The organism is Rhizobium tropici CIAT 899, from assembly GCF_000330885.1.
Taxonomy (GTDB): Bacteria; Pseudomonadota; Alphaproteobacteria; order Rhizobiales; family Rhizobiaceae; genus Rhizobium; species Rhizobium tropici.
In genome coordinates this window covers 1,972,747-1,989,544 of record NC_020062.1, presented here as the reverse complement: position 1 = coordinate 1,989,544, position 16,798 = coordinate 1,972,747, and the positions used below count along the sequence as shown (strand labels likewise).

Below are 16,798 nucleotides of genomic sequence, written 5' to 3'. Positions count from 1 at the left end.
ATGAAAGTTAGGATCGCGGCCGCGTCTTCTGCGGATCGTAGTGGGAGAGCGGCACAATGACGGCTGGAAGCCGCTTTTGCTGACCATCGAGTTTGCCGATCTCGACCTTGGTGCCAACGCCCGCATGTGTGACATCGACCCGCGCTAGCGCAATGGTCTTGCCAAGGATCGGCGACCGTGTCGCGCTGGTGATCACGCCGACCTGCGCGCGGCCGATATGGATGCAGTCACCATGTCCCACAGCTTCATTGGCTTCGATATCGAGACCGACCATCAGGTGGCGCGGGTTTTCCTTTCGCCGAATTAGCGCCTCGCGTCCGATGAAATCGTCCTGCTTCGATTTCAGCAGGACGGTGAAGCCGATACCGGCCTCGAAGGGATCGGTCTGATCGTCGAATTCATGATGGGCAAAGACGAGGCCGGCCTCGATGCGAACCATATCAAGCGCCTCAAGACCCATCGGCTTCAGCCCATAGGGCTCGCCGGCTTTCCAGACCGCATCGAAGACAGTAGCGGCATCCTTCGGATGGCAGAAGATCTCGTAGCCGAGCTCGCCGGTATAACCGGTGCGAGAGACAACGACCGGGGCACCCTCGAAGTGGCCGATGCGGCCGACCGCGAAACGGAACCATTCGAGCTCGCTGATCGTCGGCTGGCGCGGCGCAGTCCAGATGATCTCCTTCAGAATGTCACGGCTCTTCGGACCTTGCAGGGCGATATTGTGCATCTGGTCGGTGGAGGAGCGCACCCAGGCCTTGAAGCCCTTCTTCTCGGCCTGCTCGCGCAGCCAGATGCCGCTATAGTCATCGCCGCCGATCCAGCGGAAATTCTTGTCTCCGAGGCGAAACAGCGTGCCGTCGTCGATCATGCCGCCGTGTTCGTAGCACATGGCGGAATAGACCACCTGGCCGGTCGAGAGCTTGCGCACGTCGCGCGTCAGGCAATATTGCAGCAATTCTTCCGCATCCGGTCCCGTCACCTCAAACTTGCGTAGCGGCGAGAGATCCATCACCACGGCGCGTTCGCGACAGGCCCAGTATTCCGCGACCGGCCCTTCCGAGGAGAAGCGGTTCGGCAGCCAGAAGCCACGATATTCGGTGTAGTCGCGCGTCAGGGCGGAGAGGCGCGGGTGAAACGCGGTCTCCCGCGTCAGTTCGGGGTCGGCATCAGGAGTCATGCGATAGGCCACCGCTCGTGTGAATTTTTCTTTGCCTGAAAAGGTGCGGACATGGATATCGGTCGGGTCCCAGCCATTGGCCGCATCGATGTCATCGGGGCAGGAGGAGGAGACGCAGACGAGATCCGTCAGTGCGCGCATCAGGACGTAATCGCCCGGTCTCGACCAAGGTTCGTCGAGATAGAGCTGGTTATTGTGATCGACATTGGTGTTGTAGAAGTAGTTGAGCGCCTCCCAGCCCTTTCGGCCGGCAATGCCATAGGGCGCGAGCGCTGCATTGAAATTGTCGGTGCAGTTCACGTGGCCGGGATAGCCCATGTCGTCGTAATAGCGCGAATTGCAGGCGGTGGCGAAGGCATCGTGGCGACCGACCGTATCCTGCACGATTTCCACCAGCGGCTCGAAATCGCGGTCGAAGGCTTTGGACGGCAGCCCGGGCGCTGGATAGCTGCGGCCGAGCAGGGTGCGGGTCACGGTGGAATCGAGTGCGAGATCGAGGCCCTTGTCGACCTTGCGGGCGGAAAAGGCCTGGAAATCGGTGCATTGCCGGCCATAGACATCGATGATCTGAATATATTCGCCGGCGCGGACAAAATAGGCCGAGGCCGTCGCCGCCTTGATGCGAATGTCCTCGATCGGGTCGGCGAGCGGTTCGGGCAGCGCGGAGGCATAGTCTCGCAGGATCGCAGTGCGGCGGATCCTGATCTCGATGGGTGTTGCCGTATCCTGCGTTTCCGGCGACATGGCCATTCCTGGCGCACAGGCGATAAGCAGGCCTTTGGTCGCGATCGTGAATTCCGCGGTACTGCCTGCCGGCGAAGAGGCGCCGAAGAGGCGAAGCGCTGCCGCAGAGGCCAGATCGGCCCCACGCCGCGCCAGCGCCGTCCTGACGCGAGCCGCACTTTCATCGTCAGAAGAAAGAATAGCTTTGAGACCTGTCGCTTCGCCGGTGAATGCCGACCCCAGGCCAGCGGATTGAAAGCGGCCCTTCTCGTCAAGGAAGGTCAGCTCGCAGACCTGCCCGCCTTCGCTATCCGCCACCGAAATCCGATCGCCGGGTTCGACGCGCACGACCAGCGACCCACCGCCCTTGCAACGATAGCGCTCGGTGTCCGGCGGCAGCGCTGGAATGCCCGGATAGCGGATAATGCTCGCCGAGACGGGCCGTATTCCCGCTGACGGGTGGAGATCTCGCATAGAGCCCTCTCGAGAAATGAGGCGTGTCGGACACCGGAATCATGCTGACAAAATGCCGTCCGAAAGTAAAGGGATATTGACTAAAAAGAAAATATCTTCACTATGTATAAAGGGCATGCATCTGGAAATCCGCGCGCAGACTCGGCTTACGAAAACCTCCAGCAAGCCCCGTAATGCCATGGGAGGCACGTTCAGGGAGACGTACGAGAGATACGTCCGGAACAAAATGGGGAATATCACCAATGACTGACATCGTGGACGCCGGCGCTTCCGCCGGCACCGAAGGTAAGCTTATACGCGCGCTTGACTGGAAGGGCGCGTTCTGGGTGGCTGCGGGCGTGCCGCCGCTTGTTCTCTTCTCCATCGGCGGCATCGCCGGCACGACGGGCAAGCTTGCCTTTGTCGTGTGGATCATCTCGATGATCATGGGCTTCCTGCAGTCTTTCACCTATGCCGAAATTGCCGGCATGTTCGGCAACAAGTCCGGCGGCGCCTCGGTCTATGGCGCGACGGCCTGGCTGCGTTACTCGAAATTCATCGCGCCGCTTTCGGTCTGGTGCAACTGGTTTGCCTGGTCGCCGGTGCTGTCCCTCGGCTGCGCCATTGCGGCAGGCTATATCCTCAATGCCTTCTTCCCGATCCCGGCGGCGGACTCACAGGCCGTGCTCAGCTGGATCAGTGCCCATGCGACGTCGATCACGGCGGATAGCCCGCGTGTTGCCGAATACATCGCGGCCCATGCCGGTACATCGCCCGACGATGCGGTAAAAGCGCTGCTCAGCGCCGATGGCGTTGCAGCTTTTACGCCGCCCATCCGCAACTGGTCTCTCGTCAGCTTCAACATTCCCTTCCTCGCGACCGCCAATATCAACGCCACCTTCTTCATCGGCGGTGTCCTGATGCTGATCATCTTTGCGATCCAGCATCGCGGCATCTCCGAGACGGCCAGCGTGCAGAAGTGGCTCGCGATCATCGTGCTCGTGCCGCTTCTGATCATCGGTGTCTATCCGATCGTCAGCGGCCAAATTCTCTCCGCCAACGTGACCGGCCTGCTGCCGCCGACAGCGGCCTACGCTGCGACTGACGGCACCTGGAGCAATGGCGGCTGGACGCTTTTCCTCGGCGGCCTCTATATCGCCGCCTGGTCGACCTATGGCTTCGAGACGGCGGTCTGCTACACGCGCGAACTGAAGAACCCGAAGACGGATACGTTCAAGGCAATCTTCTACTCGGGCCTTGCCTGCTGCGTCTTCTTCTTCCTGGTGCCCTTTGCTTTCCAAGGTGTGCTCGGTCATGCCGGCATGCTGGCGCCCGGCATCGTCGACGGCACCGGCGTCGGTGAAGCGCTCGGCGGCCTGATCGGCGCTGGCCGGATCGTTACGCAATTGCTCGTCATCCTGATGATCCTGGCACTGTTCCTTGCGATCATGACGGCAATGGCGGGTTCCTCGCGCACTCTCTATCAGGGCTCGAAGGACGGTTGGCTGCCGAAATATCTCGATCATGTGAACGAGAACGGTGCGCCGACGAGAGCGATGTGGACGGACTTCGCCTTCAATCTCTTTCTTCTCGCCATTGCCTCCGACACGAGCGGCTATTTCTTCGTGCTTGCCGTCTCCAACGTCGGATACATCATCTTCAACTTCCTGAACCTCAATTCCGGCTGGATCCACCGCATGGACTCCGGTCATGTCGAGCGCCCGTGGAAAGCGCCGTCGTGGCTCATCGGCCTCAACACCGTCCTTGCCTTCGTCAACGCGCTCTTCCTCGGCGCCGGCGCCAAGGTCTGGGGCTATGCCAATGCTCTCTGGATCGGTTTTGCCTTTGCAGCTCTCATTCTGCCGGTCTTTGCCTACAGGCATTATGTTCGCGATGGCGGCAAGTTCCCGACCGGCGCCATGGATGATCTTGGTCTGGTCGGCCAGGATCTGGGTGTCAGGAAGGCGGGTATACTGCCCTATCTGGCGCTTGCCGGTGGTCTTGCCATCGTGCTGATCGCCAATTGGGCCTTCCAGCTGCCGGTGTAGCCGCATCTGGTCGAAGACGAGGCCTATGCTTGCAAGTCCGGCCTGGCGACAGGCCGGACTTTGTTATGGGATCAATGCTTTTAACGCCGACCGTCCGATCATTCGGGCGCGACGATGAGGGCGTCGCCGATCTCGGAGTCTTCGTCTGGTCGGCTGCGCTGCCGTGCCAATCGTAAAAGCGTGGCCACCAGCAGGATGGCCATCAGCCCGAGTTCGACGGCGATCGCCGTGACCCCGGCGGAGAGATAGGCGCTGGAATATTGCAGCACCTGGGCAAATACGGCCCCCAGAATTGCCGGCCCGAGACCCAGCGATACCTGCTGCATGGTCGCGAGCATGGCGCTGCCGGCGCCGGCATGTTCATGCGGCACGTCGGCCAGCCCCAGCCGGTAGAAGCTGTTGACGATCAGCGCCTGGCCGAAACCGATCAGGACTGTGGACGGAATGAGGTTGATGACGCCAGGTCGCGGCCAGACCGTTTCGAGCGTCACGATGAGCAGAGCAAGCCCGCTCATCTGGATCACACAGCCCATCGCCAGCATGAGTTCGCGCCGTACGTTTGCAAGGCGAGGCGTGACGAAGGCGGCTGAGGCGAAATAGGAGCCGCCAAGTGCAATCAAGGCATTGCCCGATTGCAGCGGGGTCAGCCCGGCACCTGCCTGCAGCGTCAGTGCGAAGACGAACATGAAGCCGCTCCAGCAGGTGAAGAAGAGTATGGCGATCAGCCCGCCGAACCGCATGCTGGAGATGCGCGTGAGCGACGGCGGCAGGATCGGGAAGGCGCCACGCGCCTCCTTGGAGCGCTGGATACGCCAAAGAAGTGCCACCAGCGGCAGGATCGGCACGAAGCTGAGCAGGCAAAGCCAGTTCCAGTGTAGTGACGGGCCGAGCGCGGTCGGCAGCAGGACCGACAAAGTCAGAAGCGCCAGCGTTATCATGCCCGACCAGTCGACCGGCACTCTGCCTTGGCCACGCGTTTCAGGAACATGGCGCCACACGCTGATCAGAATCAGGATGCAGACTGGCAGGTTGATGAGGAAGATACTACGCCATCCGGAGCCGGCAATATTGGCAGAGATCAGGAAGCCGCCGAGAACCTGGCCGACGATGAAGGCGATGCCGCCAATTGCACTGTAAAGTGAGACGGCGCGGGCGTGATCGCGTCCGGTCAGGCTGACATGGATGGTCGCCAGCACCTGCGGCACCATGAGTGCTGCCGCAATTCCCTGCAGCGCGCGCGCAACGATGAGGAAAGTGACTGATGTTGCCAACCCGCATAGCAGGGAGGCGAGGCAGAACAACAGGACGGCGAGGCCGAACATGCGCCTGCGGCCGAAATTGTCTCCGAGGCGCGCACCCATTGCCAGGCAGACGGCAAAGGCGACGCCATAGGCGGCGACGAAAAGCTCGAGTTCGGTCTCGCCGGCGTGCAGCGAGGCCGAGATGGCGGCAAGGCCGACATTGATGATGGAAAAATCGAGTTGCAGCAGCAATTGCCCGGCCAGCAGGATCAGCAGGCCGAATTGGCCAAGCCGGATTGGTGCGGAAGACATGGGGGACCTCAAAGTATTTTCAAAACTGAGTCCACAGCGTTTTACACCCATGTTAAACTGGTACAAGATACCTATTTAGACTGGTATAAAAAGTGTCAGGCTGGAGAATGGAAATGCACGGCACGCTCGATATCGTTCCCAATCAGATGCTTTCGCGGGCGCAGGAACTCGGCGAGATGTTGCGCAGGCGGCGGGAATCCCTCGACCCGCAAAGATTGGGACTCGGTCGGGCAGGACGGATTCGTACACCCGGATTGCGGCGGGAAGAAGTGGCCTCGCGCGCCGATATCGGCATTACCTGGTATACCAAGCTGGAGCAGGGGCGGCCGATCCGCGTGTCGCCGCGCGTACTGCTCTCTGTCGCGCATGCTCTGGAATTCAACGAAGTCGAGACGGAGCACCTGTTCAGATTGGCCAATCTACCGGTTCCGCCCCGGCTCGAAAATCCTCGCGTCTGCGAGCCGCTCACCGAGGCAAGCCAGCACATTCTCGATCATCTCTGTCCTTATCCCGCCCTTATCCAGACAAAGCGCTACAATATACGCGGCTTCAACGAGGCCTATCGCCGCCTCGTCGGCGTCGATCTCGATGCCCTTCCGCCCGAGGACCGGAACTGCATCTATCTGTCCCTCGTCAATCCTGCCTGGCGCGCAAGCCAGGCCGATCCCGACGAGATGCTGGCCAATATGGCAGCGCTGTTTCGTGCCTCCATGGCCGAGCATCTCGACGATCCGAGCTGGGAGCGGCAATTGGAACGCTATATGAGCGCTTCCGATCAGTTCCGCATCGTGTGGGATCGCTATCAGCTCAAGGGCATCGAAAATACCGTGAAGCGTTTCCGGCTGGCGGATGGCACGATCCTGCCGCTGCAATCCAACAATTGGTGGGCAAGCCCCAGCAATGACGACCGCATGATCGTCTACACACCCGTCGACGAAGCCGGGGCGGAGAAGCTGAGCGCGATGATGAAGCGTAGGCGGGCTTGCTGAACGGCGTTGCCGGAGATCGTGAAGGGGGAACCCGATGCGTGATCAGGTGCCGGCGACGGCGCGTCCCGTCCTGGCTAGGCCTCAATCGGCTCTACGGCCCCTCGACCAAGGGAATGCCGAGCGCGTCCCAGATGGCGGATGGGAGATTATCATCTCTCAGATGCCAAGATCGAGCTGAGGCTGTGATCTCCCATCGTCGGCCTCTTCGTTCGTCAAAGACGAAAGCGTGATGCCGAGCAGCCGGATCGGCCGCGCAAACGGGTGGACGGTTGCCAGAAGCGCCGCCGCTGTCTCAAGAACAGCGCCGGCGTCCGCGACCGGCAAGGAGCTTGTCCGACTGCGTGTCGCCTGGGTGAAGTCCGAATATTTGATCTTCACAGTCACCGTCTTGGCGCTGAAACCACCTGTTTCGCAGTAGCGCCAAACCTTCTGCGCAAGTGGGCGCAGCTCCGCCGTCGCCAACTCGAGATCGTCGATATCCTCGACGAACGTATCCTCTGCGCCTATGGATTTGCGGATCCGGTCGGGCTTCACCTGGCGTTCGTCGATGCCGCGGGCAATTCCGTAGAAATAGGGGCCTGCCTTTCCGAAATGTTCCTGGAGGAAAGCGAGGGATTTCGACTTCAGATCCAGCCCGGTTTCGATCCCGTATTTATGCATGCGCTCGGCCGTCGCCGGCCCGACGCCATGGAATTTCTTGACGGGAAGCGTTTCGACGAAGGCCGGCCCATTCTTCGGCGTAATGACGGCCTGGCCGTTCGGCTTGTTGAGGTCGCTTGCCATCTTGGCAAGAAACTTGTTGTAGGAAATACCGGCCGAGGCGTTGAGCCCGGTGACCTGCTTGATCCTAGTCCGAATCTCCAGCGCGATCTCGGTGGCGATTTCCATGCCCTTGTGGTTCTGGGTGACGTCGAGATAGGCTTCGTCGAGCGACAGCGGCTCGATCATCGAAGTATATTCGGCAAAGATCTCGCGGATCTGCTGCGACACTGCCCTGTAGACATCGAAGCGCGGCGGCACGAAAATCAGATTTGGGCATTTGCGTTTTGCCGTGACCGAAGGCATCGCCGAGTGAACGCCGAAGGCGCGGGCTTCGTAGCTTGCGGCCGCGACGACGCCGCGTGCCGCTGACCCGCCGACCGCAAGCGGCTTGCCGCGCAGCTCCGGATTGTCTCGCTGCTCGACCGACGCATAAAATGCATCCATATCGACATGGATGATCTTTCGGACGAGGTTTGCGTTGGCGTCGTTCATGGCGATCTCGGTCATCATGCTGCAGGGTTAAGCATGGACCCTTCAATTGCAGAATCTGAAACAAATACAGAACATATCATCCCTGATCACGATATCAAACCGGCTCAGTTGCCGTGCCGGAGAGATGCGGGCAAATCGCTCTGTGACAGTCATTCGCAAGTGCCACCTTGAGATGCCTTCGAGGCTTCTTATCTTTTGTCCGTCCCCCAATACGGAGCCTCAAGATGGGCCAAGTCGCAACCAAACCCCTTTCCGACCTGCTGATGGAAATCCTTCCGCCCGAGCATGACGAGGAATCTCGATCTAACGGAACCGCGTGCCTATGCTGCCGAAGGCAGCGATCGGCGCGGAAGATGGATGAAGACGGCTGCGGCATATGTGACGAATGCCTGGCGCCATGACGAACGACGCGCTGCTGGCGTCCGAATTGTCGGACCTCGAACATGCGCTTGCGAAGCTGTCTGACGGCTATTCGGAGGGGCGCTTTCAAGATCGCCCCTGGGGTGTGACGGTCAAGCGATCGGCTGACGGGAAGCGAGTTTGGCTCTACGGCGAGGAGCTTGGTGGGACCGACATCGTCAGCTTCAATCTCTATGTCCTCTCCGGAGCAAGCCCCACCCTCAAACCCTGCGAAATGTCCTCGTCGAAGGTCGTGGATTTCGTGCTGGGCTTCAGGCCAGCTCAACCGCGGCAACCGACATAAGCGGGAAGTTTGCCGTGGCGGCCAATAAGCGGCTCTGCTTCAGCGGGTGGAGAGTGGCGGCGGAGGCGGCTGCGTGGTGGAGCCGGGACCGAGCGAGCGCTGGACCATCACGGTATCGGCCCAGCGACCGTAACGGTAGGCAACAGCCGGCAGCAGGCCGACGCGAACGAAGCTGAAGCGTTCGTGCAGGGCAAGCGAAGCGACGTTGTCGGCATCGATATAGCCGATCATCTGCCGGAAACCGGCGGCCGCGCAGGCGTCGATCAGCCCGCGCATCAGCAGGCTCCCGACACCCTGGCCGATATGGTCGTGATGCACATAGATCGAATGCTTGACGGTGTAGCGATAGGCCGGGCGCTTACGAAACAATACCACATAGGCATAGCCGACGACCTTCTCACCCTCGATCGCAACGACATGCGGGAAGCGTTTGTCCTTCAAATTCTTGCGCCGTTCGCGCAGATCGTCCGGCTGCGGCGTGTCGCTATCATCAACCCCAGCTTCGACGCCACGGTGAATATGGCGGCGATAGATTGCCAGCATGGCATCGACGTCGCTCTCCCGGGACGGGCGAACGATGATTGCTTTATCCTGCTTCATGTCCGAACCTGAATTCCAAGCCTATTCCGCGACGACGTAGGTATAGAGCCGGATTTTGCCGGCTGCATCAACCTCGCGATAGAGGCCTTGTATCTCCACCTCGAAACCGGGGAAGGTGTTGAAGCAGGTTTCGAACATCTTGAGATAGTCGATCATGGGCTTTGCCTGTTCCGTCAGGCGCTCGCCCGGCACGATGGTCGCGATACCCGGAGGATAGACGACGAAGGGTGTCGTTGCGATGCGGCCGGCAATGGCGTCGATCGGCAGATAGTCGACATCGTTGCGAACAAGGCAACGTGCGGCATCGTGCGGCGACATGGCGATCGGCGGCAGGTGTTCGGCGGAAAACTGCTTCGTCTGCAGGGCGCTCACATCGGCCTGGCGGAAGAAATTGTGCATTTCAGCGCAGAGATCGCGCAGGCGCACGCCTGCATAGCGGCCTGGACGGCGGCGATAGAATTCCGGGATTGCCTCTTCCAGCAGCGCATTGTCGTCATGAAGCTTTTTGAAGGCGACAAGGCCGCTGATCAACGTACCGGCCTTACTGGCTTCGACACCGGGGGTGAGGAGGAAGAGCAGCGAATTCAGGTCGTTCTTTTCGGCGACGATACGGTTTTCGCGCAGATATTGCGCGACCACCGGCGCCGGAATCCCATGCTCGGTGTATTTACCGGTGGCTCGGTCGAAGCCCGGAGTGAGCAGGGTAAGCTTGTTCGGGTCGGTCATGGCAAAGCCCGGTTCCATGCCGGAAAAGCCGTGCCATGCCTCATCGGGCGTCAGGTGCCAGAAGGAGGGATTGGTGGCGAGCTGGTCGGTCGCCACGCTTTCCCACGGCACGTCATGCACGGCGCCTGGGCTCGACACATCCGGAATCGCCACCCGATCCGGCACGAAAGGCTCGAAGAACCAGCGTCGTTCCGGGCGATGCTCCTTCTCCTCGAATTCGCGGCGCACGGCACGGATTTTCTTGCGCAGCTCGATGCCGAGACGGATCGTGTCGTCCCAAAGCACTTCGCCCGAGCGGCCCTTCATCATCTGCGCGCCGACGTCGAGCGAGGCAAACAGCGGATAGAAGGGCGAGGTCGAAGCGTGCTGCATGAAGCTTTCGTTGAAGCGCCGGTGCTCCACGCGGCGCTTCTGGCCGGTGATGTGCCTATCCTTCATGTGGATCTGCGAGGCCTGCGAGAAGCTTGCGAGCTGCTTATGGGTGGATTGGGTGGCGATGATGCCAGGCGCATCCGGGCCGAGGTCGGAAAGACCCATGGCAAAGCGCCCGGCATAAAGCGGATGAAACTTCATGAAGCCCGCCCAGGCCTCATCGAAGAGGATGTAGTCGCACAGATGGCCGATGCGCTTGAGGATCATCTCGGCATTGTGGATGGTGCCGTCATAGGTGCATTGCTCCACGACCGCGACGCGGAACGGGCGCGGCTTCTTGTAGGCCTCCGGATCTTTCACCAGCGGATGGGTGCGGATGCGCTCGCGCAGCGCGTCCTCGTCCATCGTTGCAAAGTCCATCGGACCGATCAGGCCATAAAGATTGCGTGCGGTCGGCAGATAGAGCGGAATGCCGCCCGAGATCATCAGCGCACCGTGATGGGCGGCCTTGTGGTTGTTGCGGTCGAACAGCACCAGATCGCCATCGGTGACGAGGGCCGACAGAGCGACCTTGTTTGACGTGGACGTGCCGTTGAGGACGAAATAGGTCTTCTCGGCGCCAAAGATCTTGGCTGCTTCCTTCTGCGCGGCAAGCGCCGGCCCTTCATGGGTCAGAAGATCGCCGAGATCGAGCACGGAATTGTCGAGGTCGTCGCGAAACACCGCTTCGCCGAGATGCTCCATGAAGACACGGCCGATAGGACTGCGGCTATAGAAGATGCCGCCATTGTGCCCGGGGCAGGTCCAGAGGTGGTTGCCCTCCTCGGCATAATCGACAAGCGCACCGAAGAAAGGCGTCTTCAGCGTCTCGGCATATTGCTTGAGCCGGCTGATGAGGCTCTTTGCGATGAAAGCGGGCGTTTCCTCGGACAGGAAGACATAGCCGTCGATGAAATCGAGGACTTCGACCGGCACATCCTCGAAGCGCTTGCGGCGGATCAGTAGGATAATGGGGAATTCGAGGCCCCGCCGGCGCATGAGGTTGATGAGGGAAGCAGTCTTGCCTTCCAAGCCCTTCTTGCCCCAGTCGACCAGCATGCAGCCGATGGCAGCGTCCGTCTGCACGGCGATCTCGGCGTCTTCGAGATTGCGCGCGCGCACCACCTCGAAACCGGAGCGTTCGATCTCCTCGACGATCTGAATGTAGCGGGCACCCTCCAGATCCTCATTGTCAAAGGTTGGCGTCGCGAACAGAAAGTTGAAACGTCTGAAATAATCCATCTGGGTACCCGCTCCTGATTTGGCATGAGGTGTCGGCGTATTTCATGACATGGATGTGACAGAATAGAGGACGTCCACTGCGGTTCGGATGTTCTCCTAAATCGGCCATATTACCGTTTGGCCGGTGACTTCAGTTTCGGCTTGTAGCCAGAAGCGGTCTGATGTCCTGGGTGGTTCCGTCGGTCAGCCCGAGATCGGTGACATGCGGACCGGGGTTGCAGGCAAGGCTCGCCCCGACGACCGCCTTGAAGGTGCGAATGGGGGGCATCCAGTCGGCGATGGAATCGGCCGCCGCCCGCAACCTGGCGAAATCGTCGGCGACTTCCTTCGCGGGCGCATCCGACAGCAATCCGCAGACGGGCAGGGGCAGCACGGCCGTCACCTTGCCGTTTGCCGCTGTCGCCATGCCGCCGCCGGCATCGATGACGGCATTGGCTGCCGCAGCCATATCGGCGGAATCGCGTCCGAAGACGGTGAGGTTATGGCTGTCATGCGATATGGTCGTTGCCAAAGCGCCGCGCCAATGACCCCAGTCTTCCAGAATGCCGATGACAGGCGTCGGATCTTTTCTTCCGTGACGATGGATGACGGCCATCAAGAGCATGTTGTCCGGCAGAACGAGCTTGTCGTCTTCGACCTTGACGACCGCCTCTCCCCACTTCGTGAACCGCGGACTGACAACGGTGTTGACGTGTGCCTCGGTCATGTCCGCCAGCTCGATCGTGAAGTCAGCGGCAGAAAGCCTTCCGAGCTTTACGGTGTCGCGATAGGCATCCGAGGACACGCGCTCGCTGCTTTCGGTGAGGCTGTCGTTTCTGGCGACTTCACGTCCCGACGCATAGACGCGGTCGACCACGATGTTTTCGAGATCGGACAAGATGACAATGTCGGCGCGGCGACCGGGCGCGACCAACCCCAGATCGTAGCGGTTCAACCACATGGCGGCGTTGAGCGTGGCGGCGCGGATGGCATCGACCGGCTTCATTCCATAGCCGATCAGACGTCTTAGAACGGATGACATCGCGCCGTCATTCACGAGGTCGTCGGGGAAGACGTCATCGGTGCAGATCGTCAATGTTTGCGGCAGATGCGGCAGTTTCTTCAGCGCCTCGATCACGCCGGGCAGGACATAGTCGTGGGAACCGCGTAGCTCGATGGTCAGGCCCGCCCGCAATTTCGCCAGCAAGTCCTCGCCTGAGGTGAGTTCGTGATCGGATTGGATGCCTGCGGCAACAAAGGCCTGCAATTCCGCGCCTTCGAGGCCGCGAGCATGACCGCAAACGCGCTTGCCGCTTGCAAGTCCGGCCTCGAGGACGCCGCGCATCGGCTCGCTTCGCTCAAGGACCCCTCGCATGTTCATCACTTCGGCAACGCCGGAAATCTCCGGCCAGCTCAGCATGGTCGCCATTTCGCCCGAGCGGAACTCCGCGCCGGCGAGTTCCAGGCCGGGCGCTGAAGGCACGCAGGACGGCGCCAGTGTCAGAAAGCGCAGCGGCAATTGCCGCGTCTCCTCAAGCGCCCAGCGAATACCATCGAGGCCAGCGACGTTGCCGATTTCATGCGGGTCCCAGCAGACCGTCGTCGTGCCCTGGGGAACGACAGTTTCGGCATATCGCCTCGGCGTCACCATCGAGCTTTCGACGTGCATATGCGTGTCGATAAATCCGGGCGTGATGAATCGTCCCGAAGCGTCGATGGTCTGGCTTGCGTCCTTCCTTGTCCCCGACGGATGAACGCTCGCAATCAAGGGGCCGACAAGGCCGATATCGGCCGGCCTCATTTCCGAGGTCGCGACATCGACGAGCGTTCCGCCGATGAGGAGTACATCGAACGGCTCAAGCCCCAATGCCGCCCGGACGGCACGATCGCGCAGCTCGGACGAATGGAGGTCTTGGAGTTCATTCGGCATTTATGTCTCCCTTGGCAAATGCGGATGGGCGAGCGGTCGACTGCCGCACGACAAGTTTCGTCGGGAATATTCCGCTGGTCCCGGTTTCTCCGGCAACGAAGGCGAGCGCGTGGTTCGCCACCGCTTCCAGATCCTGCCGGACTGTCGTGAGCGGCGGAGAGACGATTTGAGCCCACATCAGATCATCAAAACCGGTGAGCGATATGTCTTCCGGAATGCTGCAGCCTCTGCCTCTGACGGCAATGGCAAAGCCGATGGCGAGGGCGTCATAGGCGGCGGCGCAGGCGGTAAAATGGCGGAGATCGAGCTCGCGTCCGAGGGCGTTGCCAGCTTCAAAGGTCGCATCGCTGTGTCGCAATGCCGGTTCGACGCCGGCCTGGCGGAAGACTTCACGCATTCCTTCGACGCGCTCGCGCGCCACCAGCGAATTTTCTGGACCGGCGAGGACAAGAAACTGGTCGTGACCGAGCTCGAGCAGATGGCGGGCGATCAGGCGCCCGCCTTCACGATGATCGCTGGCGGCGACATTGCCTGTTGTAGCGACGCTGTCGATCACAGCGACCGACACAGGGACATCCGCGGGCACAATGGTCGTGCCGCGTGTCGGTATCACGATCAGTGCATCGACGCCGCGGGCGATCATGGTTCTGATTTCGAATTCCTGCTGCTGCGGATCACCTTGGCTGTCGCCGATCAGAACGGCAAGACCGCGCCGCTTGGCGGCTCGTTCGATGGCCTGGGCAAAAGCGGGAAATAAGGGTTGGCCGATATTCGGAACCAGCAGGCCGACCGTATTGCTCTTGCCGGTGCGTAGAGCCCGGGCCGTATGGTCAGGCACATAGCCGAGCCTATCTGCTTCCAGGCGAATCTGCTCCGCAAGGGCTGACGACACTCGCCCCGTGCCGCGCAGGGCATTCGAGACCGTTGCCGTGGAGACACCCAGCTTGGTTGCGATTTCCCGAATCGAAGAAGGGCGTGTCTGGCTCATCCAAGAGCGCGCTCCGGTTTCCTTGATTAAACGATTAATCAAAGCGGTGTGCGTTTGCAAGAGCGGCTTTAACTGCGCAAGGAAGAAGCGCGGTTTCGCCGGTATTGGCGTCTGCTCAGGTTGCGGATGACGAAGGACCTTCCGGTCGATCGGATTGAAAGTGTCAGACGGCAACCAGATGGCTGGGAGAGACTGCTCGATACTCGCGTGGCTTGACCAGATAATCGACGGGCCGGATCGGGCTCTTCAGTTCGTCGCTCATCGCCATGCGCTTCTCGCGTCGGCGGTCGGGGTCCGGCACCGGAACGGCGGCCATCAGCTTCTTCGTGTAGTCGTGCTGAGGATTGCCGAAGACGGCCGCGCGCGGGCCGATCTCGACGATTTCGCCGAGATACATGACGGCGACGCGGTGGCTCAGGCGTTCCACCACGGCCATGTCGTGCGAGATGAACAGGAAGGAAAGATTGAGGCTCTGCTGCAGGTCGAGCATCAGGTTGATCACCTGGGCCTTGATCGACACATCGAGCGCGGACACGCTTTCGTCGGCGACGATCACTTTCGGCTGCAGTGCCAGCGCGCGGGCGATGCAGATGCGCTGGCGCTGGCCGCCGGAGAATTCGTGCGGGTAGCGGCTGGCCATATCAGGCGTCAGCCCCACCCTTCGCAGCATGTCGGCGACGACCTCTCTTGCCTCTTTAGCCGTTCCCATTCGGTGTTCGAGATAGGGTTCAGCGATCGCCTGGCCGACGGTCATGCGTGGATTGAGCGAGGCGAAGGGATCCTGGAAGATCATCTGTACCGATTTGCGCATCTCGCGCATGTCATGTTTGCCAAGCGAGAGCACGTCGCGGCCGTCGACGATGACAGAGCCGGATTGTGGCTCGATCAGCCGCATGATCGCGCGTCCGGTGGTCGACTTGCCGCAACCGGATTCGCCGACAAGCGACAATGTTTCGCCGGCAAAGAGATCGAACGAGACGTTTTCGACCGCATGTACCCGGCCTTTGAGCTTTCCGAAGAGGCCCGAATGAATGTCGAAACGCTTGATGAGGTTCTTCACCTGCAGGATTGGCTTTTCCTTTGCCACCGTATCGGGCACTTCGGCTGGCGTGTCGGATTCTCCCGTTGCCGTATTGACGACTGGGAAGCGCAGCGGCCGTTCATAGGATCGCATCGAACCGAGCACCGGCACGGCCGACAGCAGCGCGCGGGTATAGGGATGCTGGCCGCGATGGAAGATGTCGGCCGTCGCACCTGTCTCCACTTGCTCGCCGCGATACATGACGACCGTGCGATCGGCGATTTCGGCGACCACGCCCATGTCATGCGTGATGAACAGGACGGAAGTTCCTTCTTCGTCCTGCAGCATCTTGATGAGGTCGAGGATCTGGCCCTGGATCGTGACGTCGAGGGCGGTGGTCGGCTCGTCGGCGATCAACAGCCTCGGCTTCGAGGCGAGCGCCATGGCGATCATGACGCGCTGGCGCATGCCGCCGGAAAAGCGGTGCGGATATTCGTCGAAGCGCGATGCGGCCGAGGGAATGCGGACCTTCTCGAGCAGCCGGATCGTCTCGGCCTTGGCATCCCTGGCCGACATGTCCTTGTGGCAGAGCAAGGCCTCGGAAATCTGGTCACCGATGGTGAAGAGCGGATTGAGAGAAGTCATCGGTTCCTGGAAGATCATCGACACGTCGTTGCCGCGCACCTTGCGCATCTCATATTCGGGAAGAGAAAGTAGGTTGCGGCCGCCGAGCATGATCCTGCCCCCAATGCGGCTTGAATCACTCTGCAGCAGCCGCATGATCGAGAGCGAAGTCACGCTCTTGCCCGAGCCGCTCTCGCCGACGATCGCCACTGTCTCGCCCGGCGCGACCGAGAAGGAAACATTGCGCACGACGGGTCTCCATGCGCCATCCACCAGGAATGAGGTGGTGAGGTTCTCGACGGAGAGGATGGGTTCGGCGACCCCTGCTGCCTTTGCCTGCGACGTACTCATGCTTGTTCCCTTCTTGCGATCCCTGC

The 16,798-nt window shown here is 60.8% G+C and carries 11 protein-coding genes; 3 read left to right on the top strand and 8 right to left on the bottom strand.

All coding sequences use genetic code 11. The features are described 5' to 3' along the window. Window positions 1-7: 7 nt before the first annotated feature. Window positions 8-2,374, bottom strand: coding sequence for a trimethylamine N-oxide demethylase (locus RTCIAT899_RS31185; protein ID WP_015343842.1), 2,367 nt, complete (start codon window positions 2,372-2,374; stop codon window positions 8-10). A 242-nt stretch (window positions 2,375-2,616) separates the two neighbouring features. On the opposite strand from RTCIAT899_RS31185, the gene RTCIAT899_RS31175 reads away from it, so the two are divergent. Continuing rightward, a complete protein-coding gene (locus RTCIAT899_RS31175) occupies window positions 2,617-4,401 on the top strand; it encodes a trimethylamine N-oxide permease (RefSeq protein WP_015343841.1) in 1,785 nt (594 codons plus the stop codon). A gap of 98 nt (window positions 4,402-4,499) precedes the next feature. On the opposite strand, the gene RTCIAT899_RS31170 is transcribed toward RTCIAT899_RS31175, so the two are convergent. Next, complete coding sequence (locus tag RTCIAT899_RS31170; RefSeq protein WP_051043365.1) at window positions 4,500-5,954, bottom strand: MFS transporter; 1,455 nt, start codon at window positions 5,952-5,954, stop codon at window positions 4,500-4,502. Window positions 5,955-6,067: 113 nt separating this feature from the next. Here RTCIAT899_RS31170 and RTCIAT899_RS31165 point away from each other — a divergent pair, with 113 nt between their 5' ends. Beyond that, entirely contained in the window at window positions 6,068-6,943 is an 876-nt protein-coding gene (locus RTCIAT899_RS31165; protein WP_015343839.1) for a helix-turn-helix transcriptional regulator, read from the top strand. A gap of 156 nt (window positions 6,944-7,099) precedes the next feature. On the opposite strand, the gene dinB is transcribed toward RTCIAT899_RS31165, so the two are convergent. Continuing rightward, entirely contained in the window at window positions 7,100-8,197 is a 1,098-nt protein-coding gene (gene dinB / locus RTCIAT899_RS31160; protein ID WP_041678501.1) for a DNA polymerase IV, read from the bottom strand. A gap of 385 nt (window positions 8,198-8,582) precedes the next feature. Between dinB and RTCIAT899_RS31155 the strand changes: the two genes are divergently transcribed. After that, a complete protein-coding gene (locus RTCIAT899_RS31155; RefSeq protein WP_015343836.1) occupies window positions 8,583-8,900 on the top strand; it encodes a hypothetical protein in 318 nt (105 codons plus the stop codon). 39 nt (window positions 8,901-8,939) lie between these two features. On the opposite strand, the gene RTCIAT899_RS31150 is transcribed toward RTCIAT899_RS31155, so the two are convergent. From RTCIAT899_RS31150 to RTCIAT899_RS31130, 5 genes are all read right to left on the bottom strand, one after another. Further along, window positions 8,940-9,500 (bottom strand): GNAT family N-acetyltransferase, encoded by a 561-nt coding sequence (locus RTCIAT899_RS31150; RefSeq protein ID WP_015343835.1) that lies wholly within the window; start codon window positions 9,498-9,500, stop codon window positions 8,940-8,942. Window positions 9,501-9,521: 21 nt separating this feature from the next. Then, window positions 9,522-11,879 (bottom strand): Orn/Lys/Arg family decarboxylase, encoded by a 2,358-nt coding sequence (locus RTCIAT899_RS31145; RefSeq protein ID WP_015343834.1) that lies wholly within the window; start codon window positions 11,877-11,879, stop codon window positions 9,522-9,524. Window positions 11,880-12,009: 130 nt separating this feature from the next. Next, window positions 12,010-13,788 carry an adenine deaminase gene (locus RTCIAT899_RS31140; RefSeq protein ID WP_015343833.1) on the bottom strand — a complete coding sequence of 593 codons (1,779 nt, stop codon included), beginning with the start codon at window positions 13,786-13,788 and terminating at the stop codon, window positions 12,010-12,012. Continuing rightward, window positions 13,778-14,776, bottom strand: a complete 999-nt coding sequence (locus RTCIAT899_RS31135; protein ID WP_015343832.1) for a LacI family DNA-binding transcriptional regulator — start codon at window positions 14,774-14,776, stop codon at window positions 13,778-13,780. Before RTCIAT899_RS31135 ends, RTCIAT899_RS31140 begins: the two co-directional genes overlap by 11 nt. A gap of 163 nt (window positions 14,777-14,939) precedes the next feature. After that, window positions 14,940-16,772 (bottom strand): ABC transporter ATP-binding protein, encoded by a 1,833-nt coding sequence (locus RTCIAT899_RS31130; protein ID WP_015343831.1) that lies wholly within the window; start codon window positions 16,770-16,772, stop codon window positions 14,940-14,942. Window positions 16,773-16,798 lie beyond the last annotated feature (26 nt).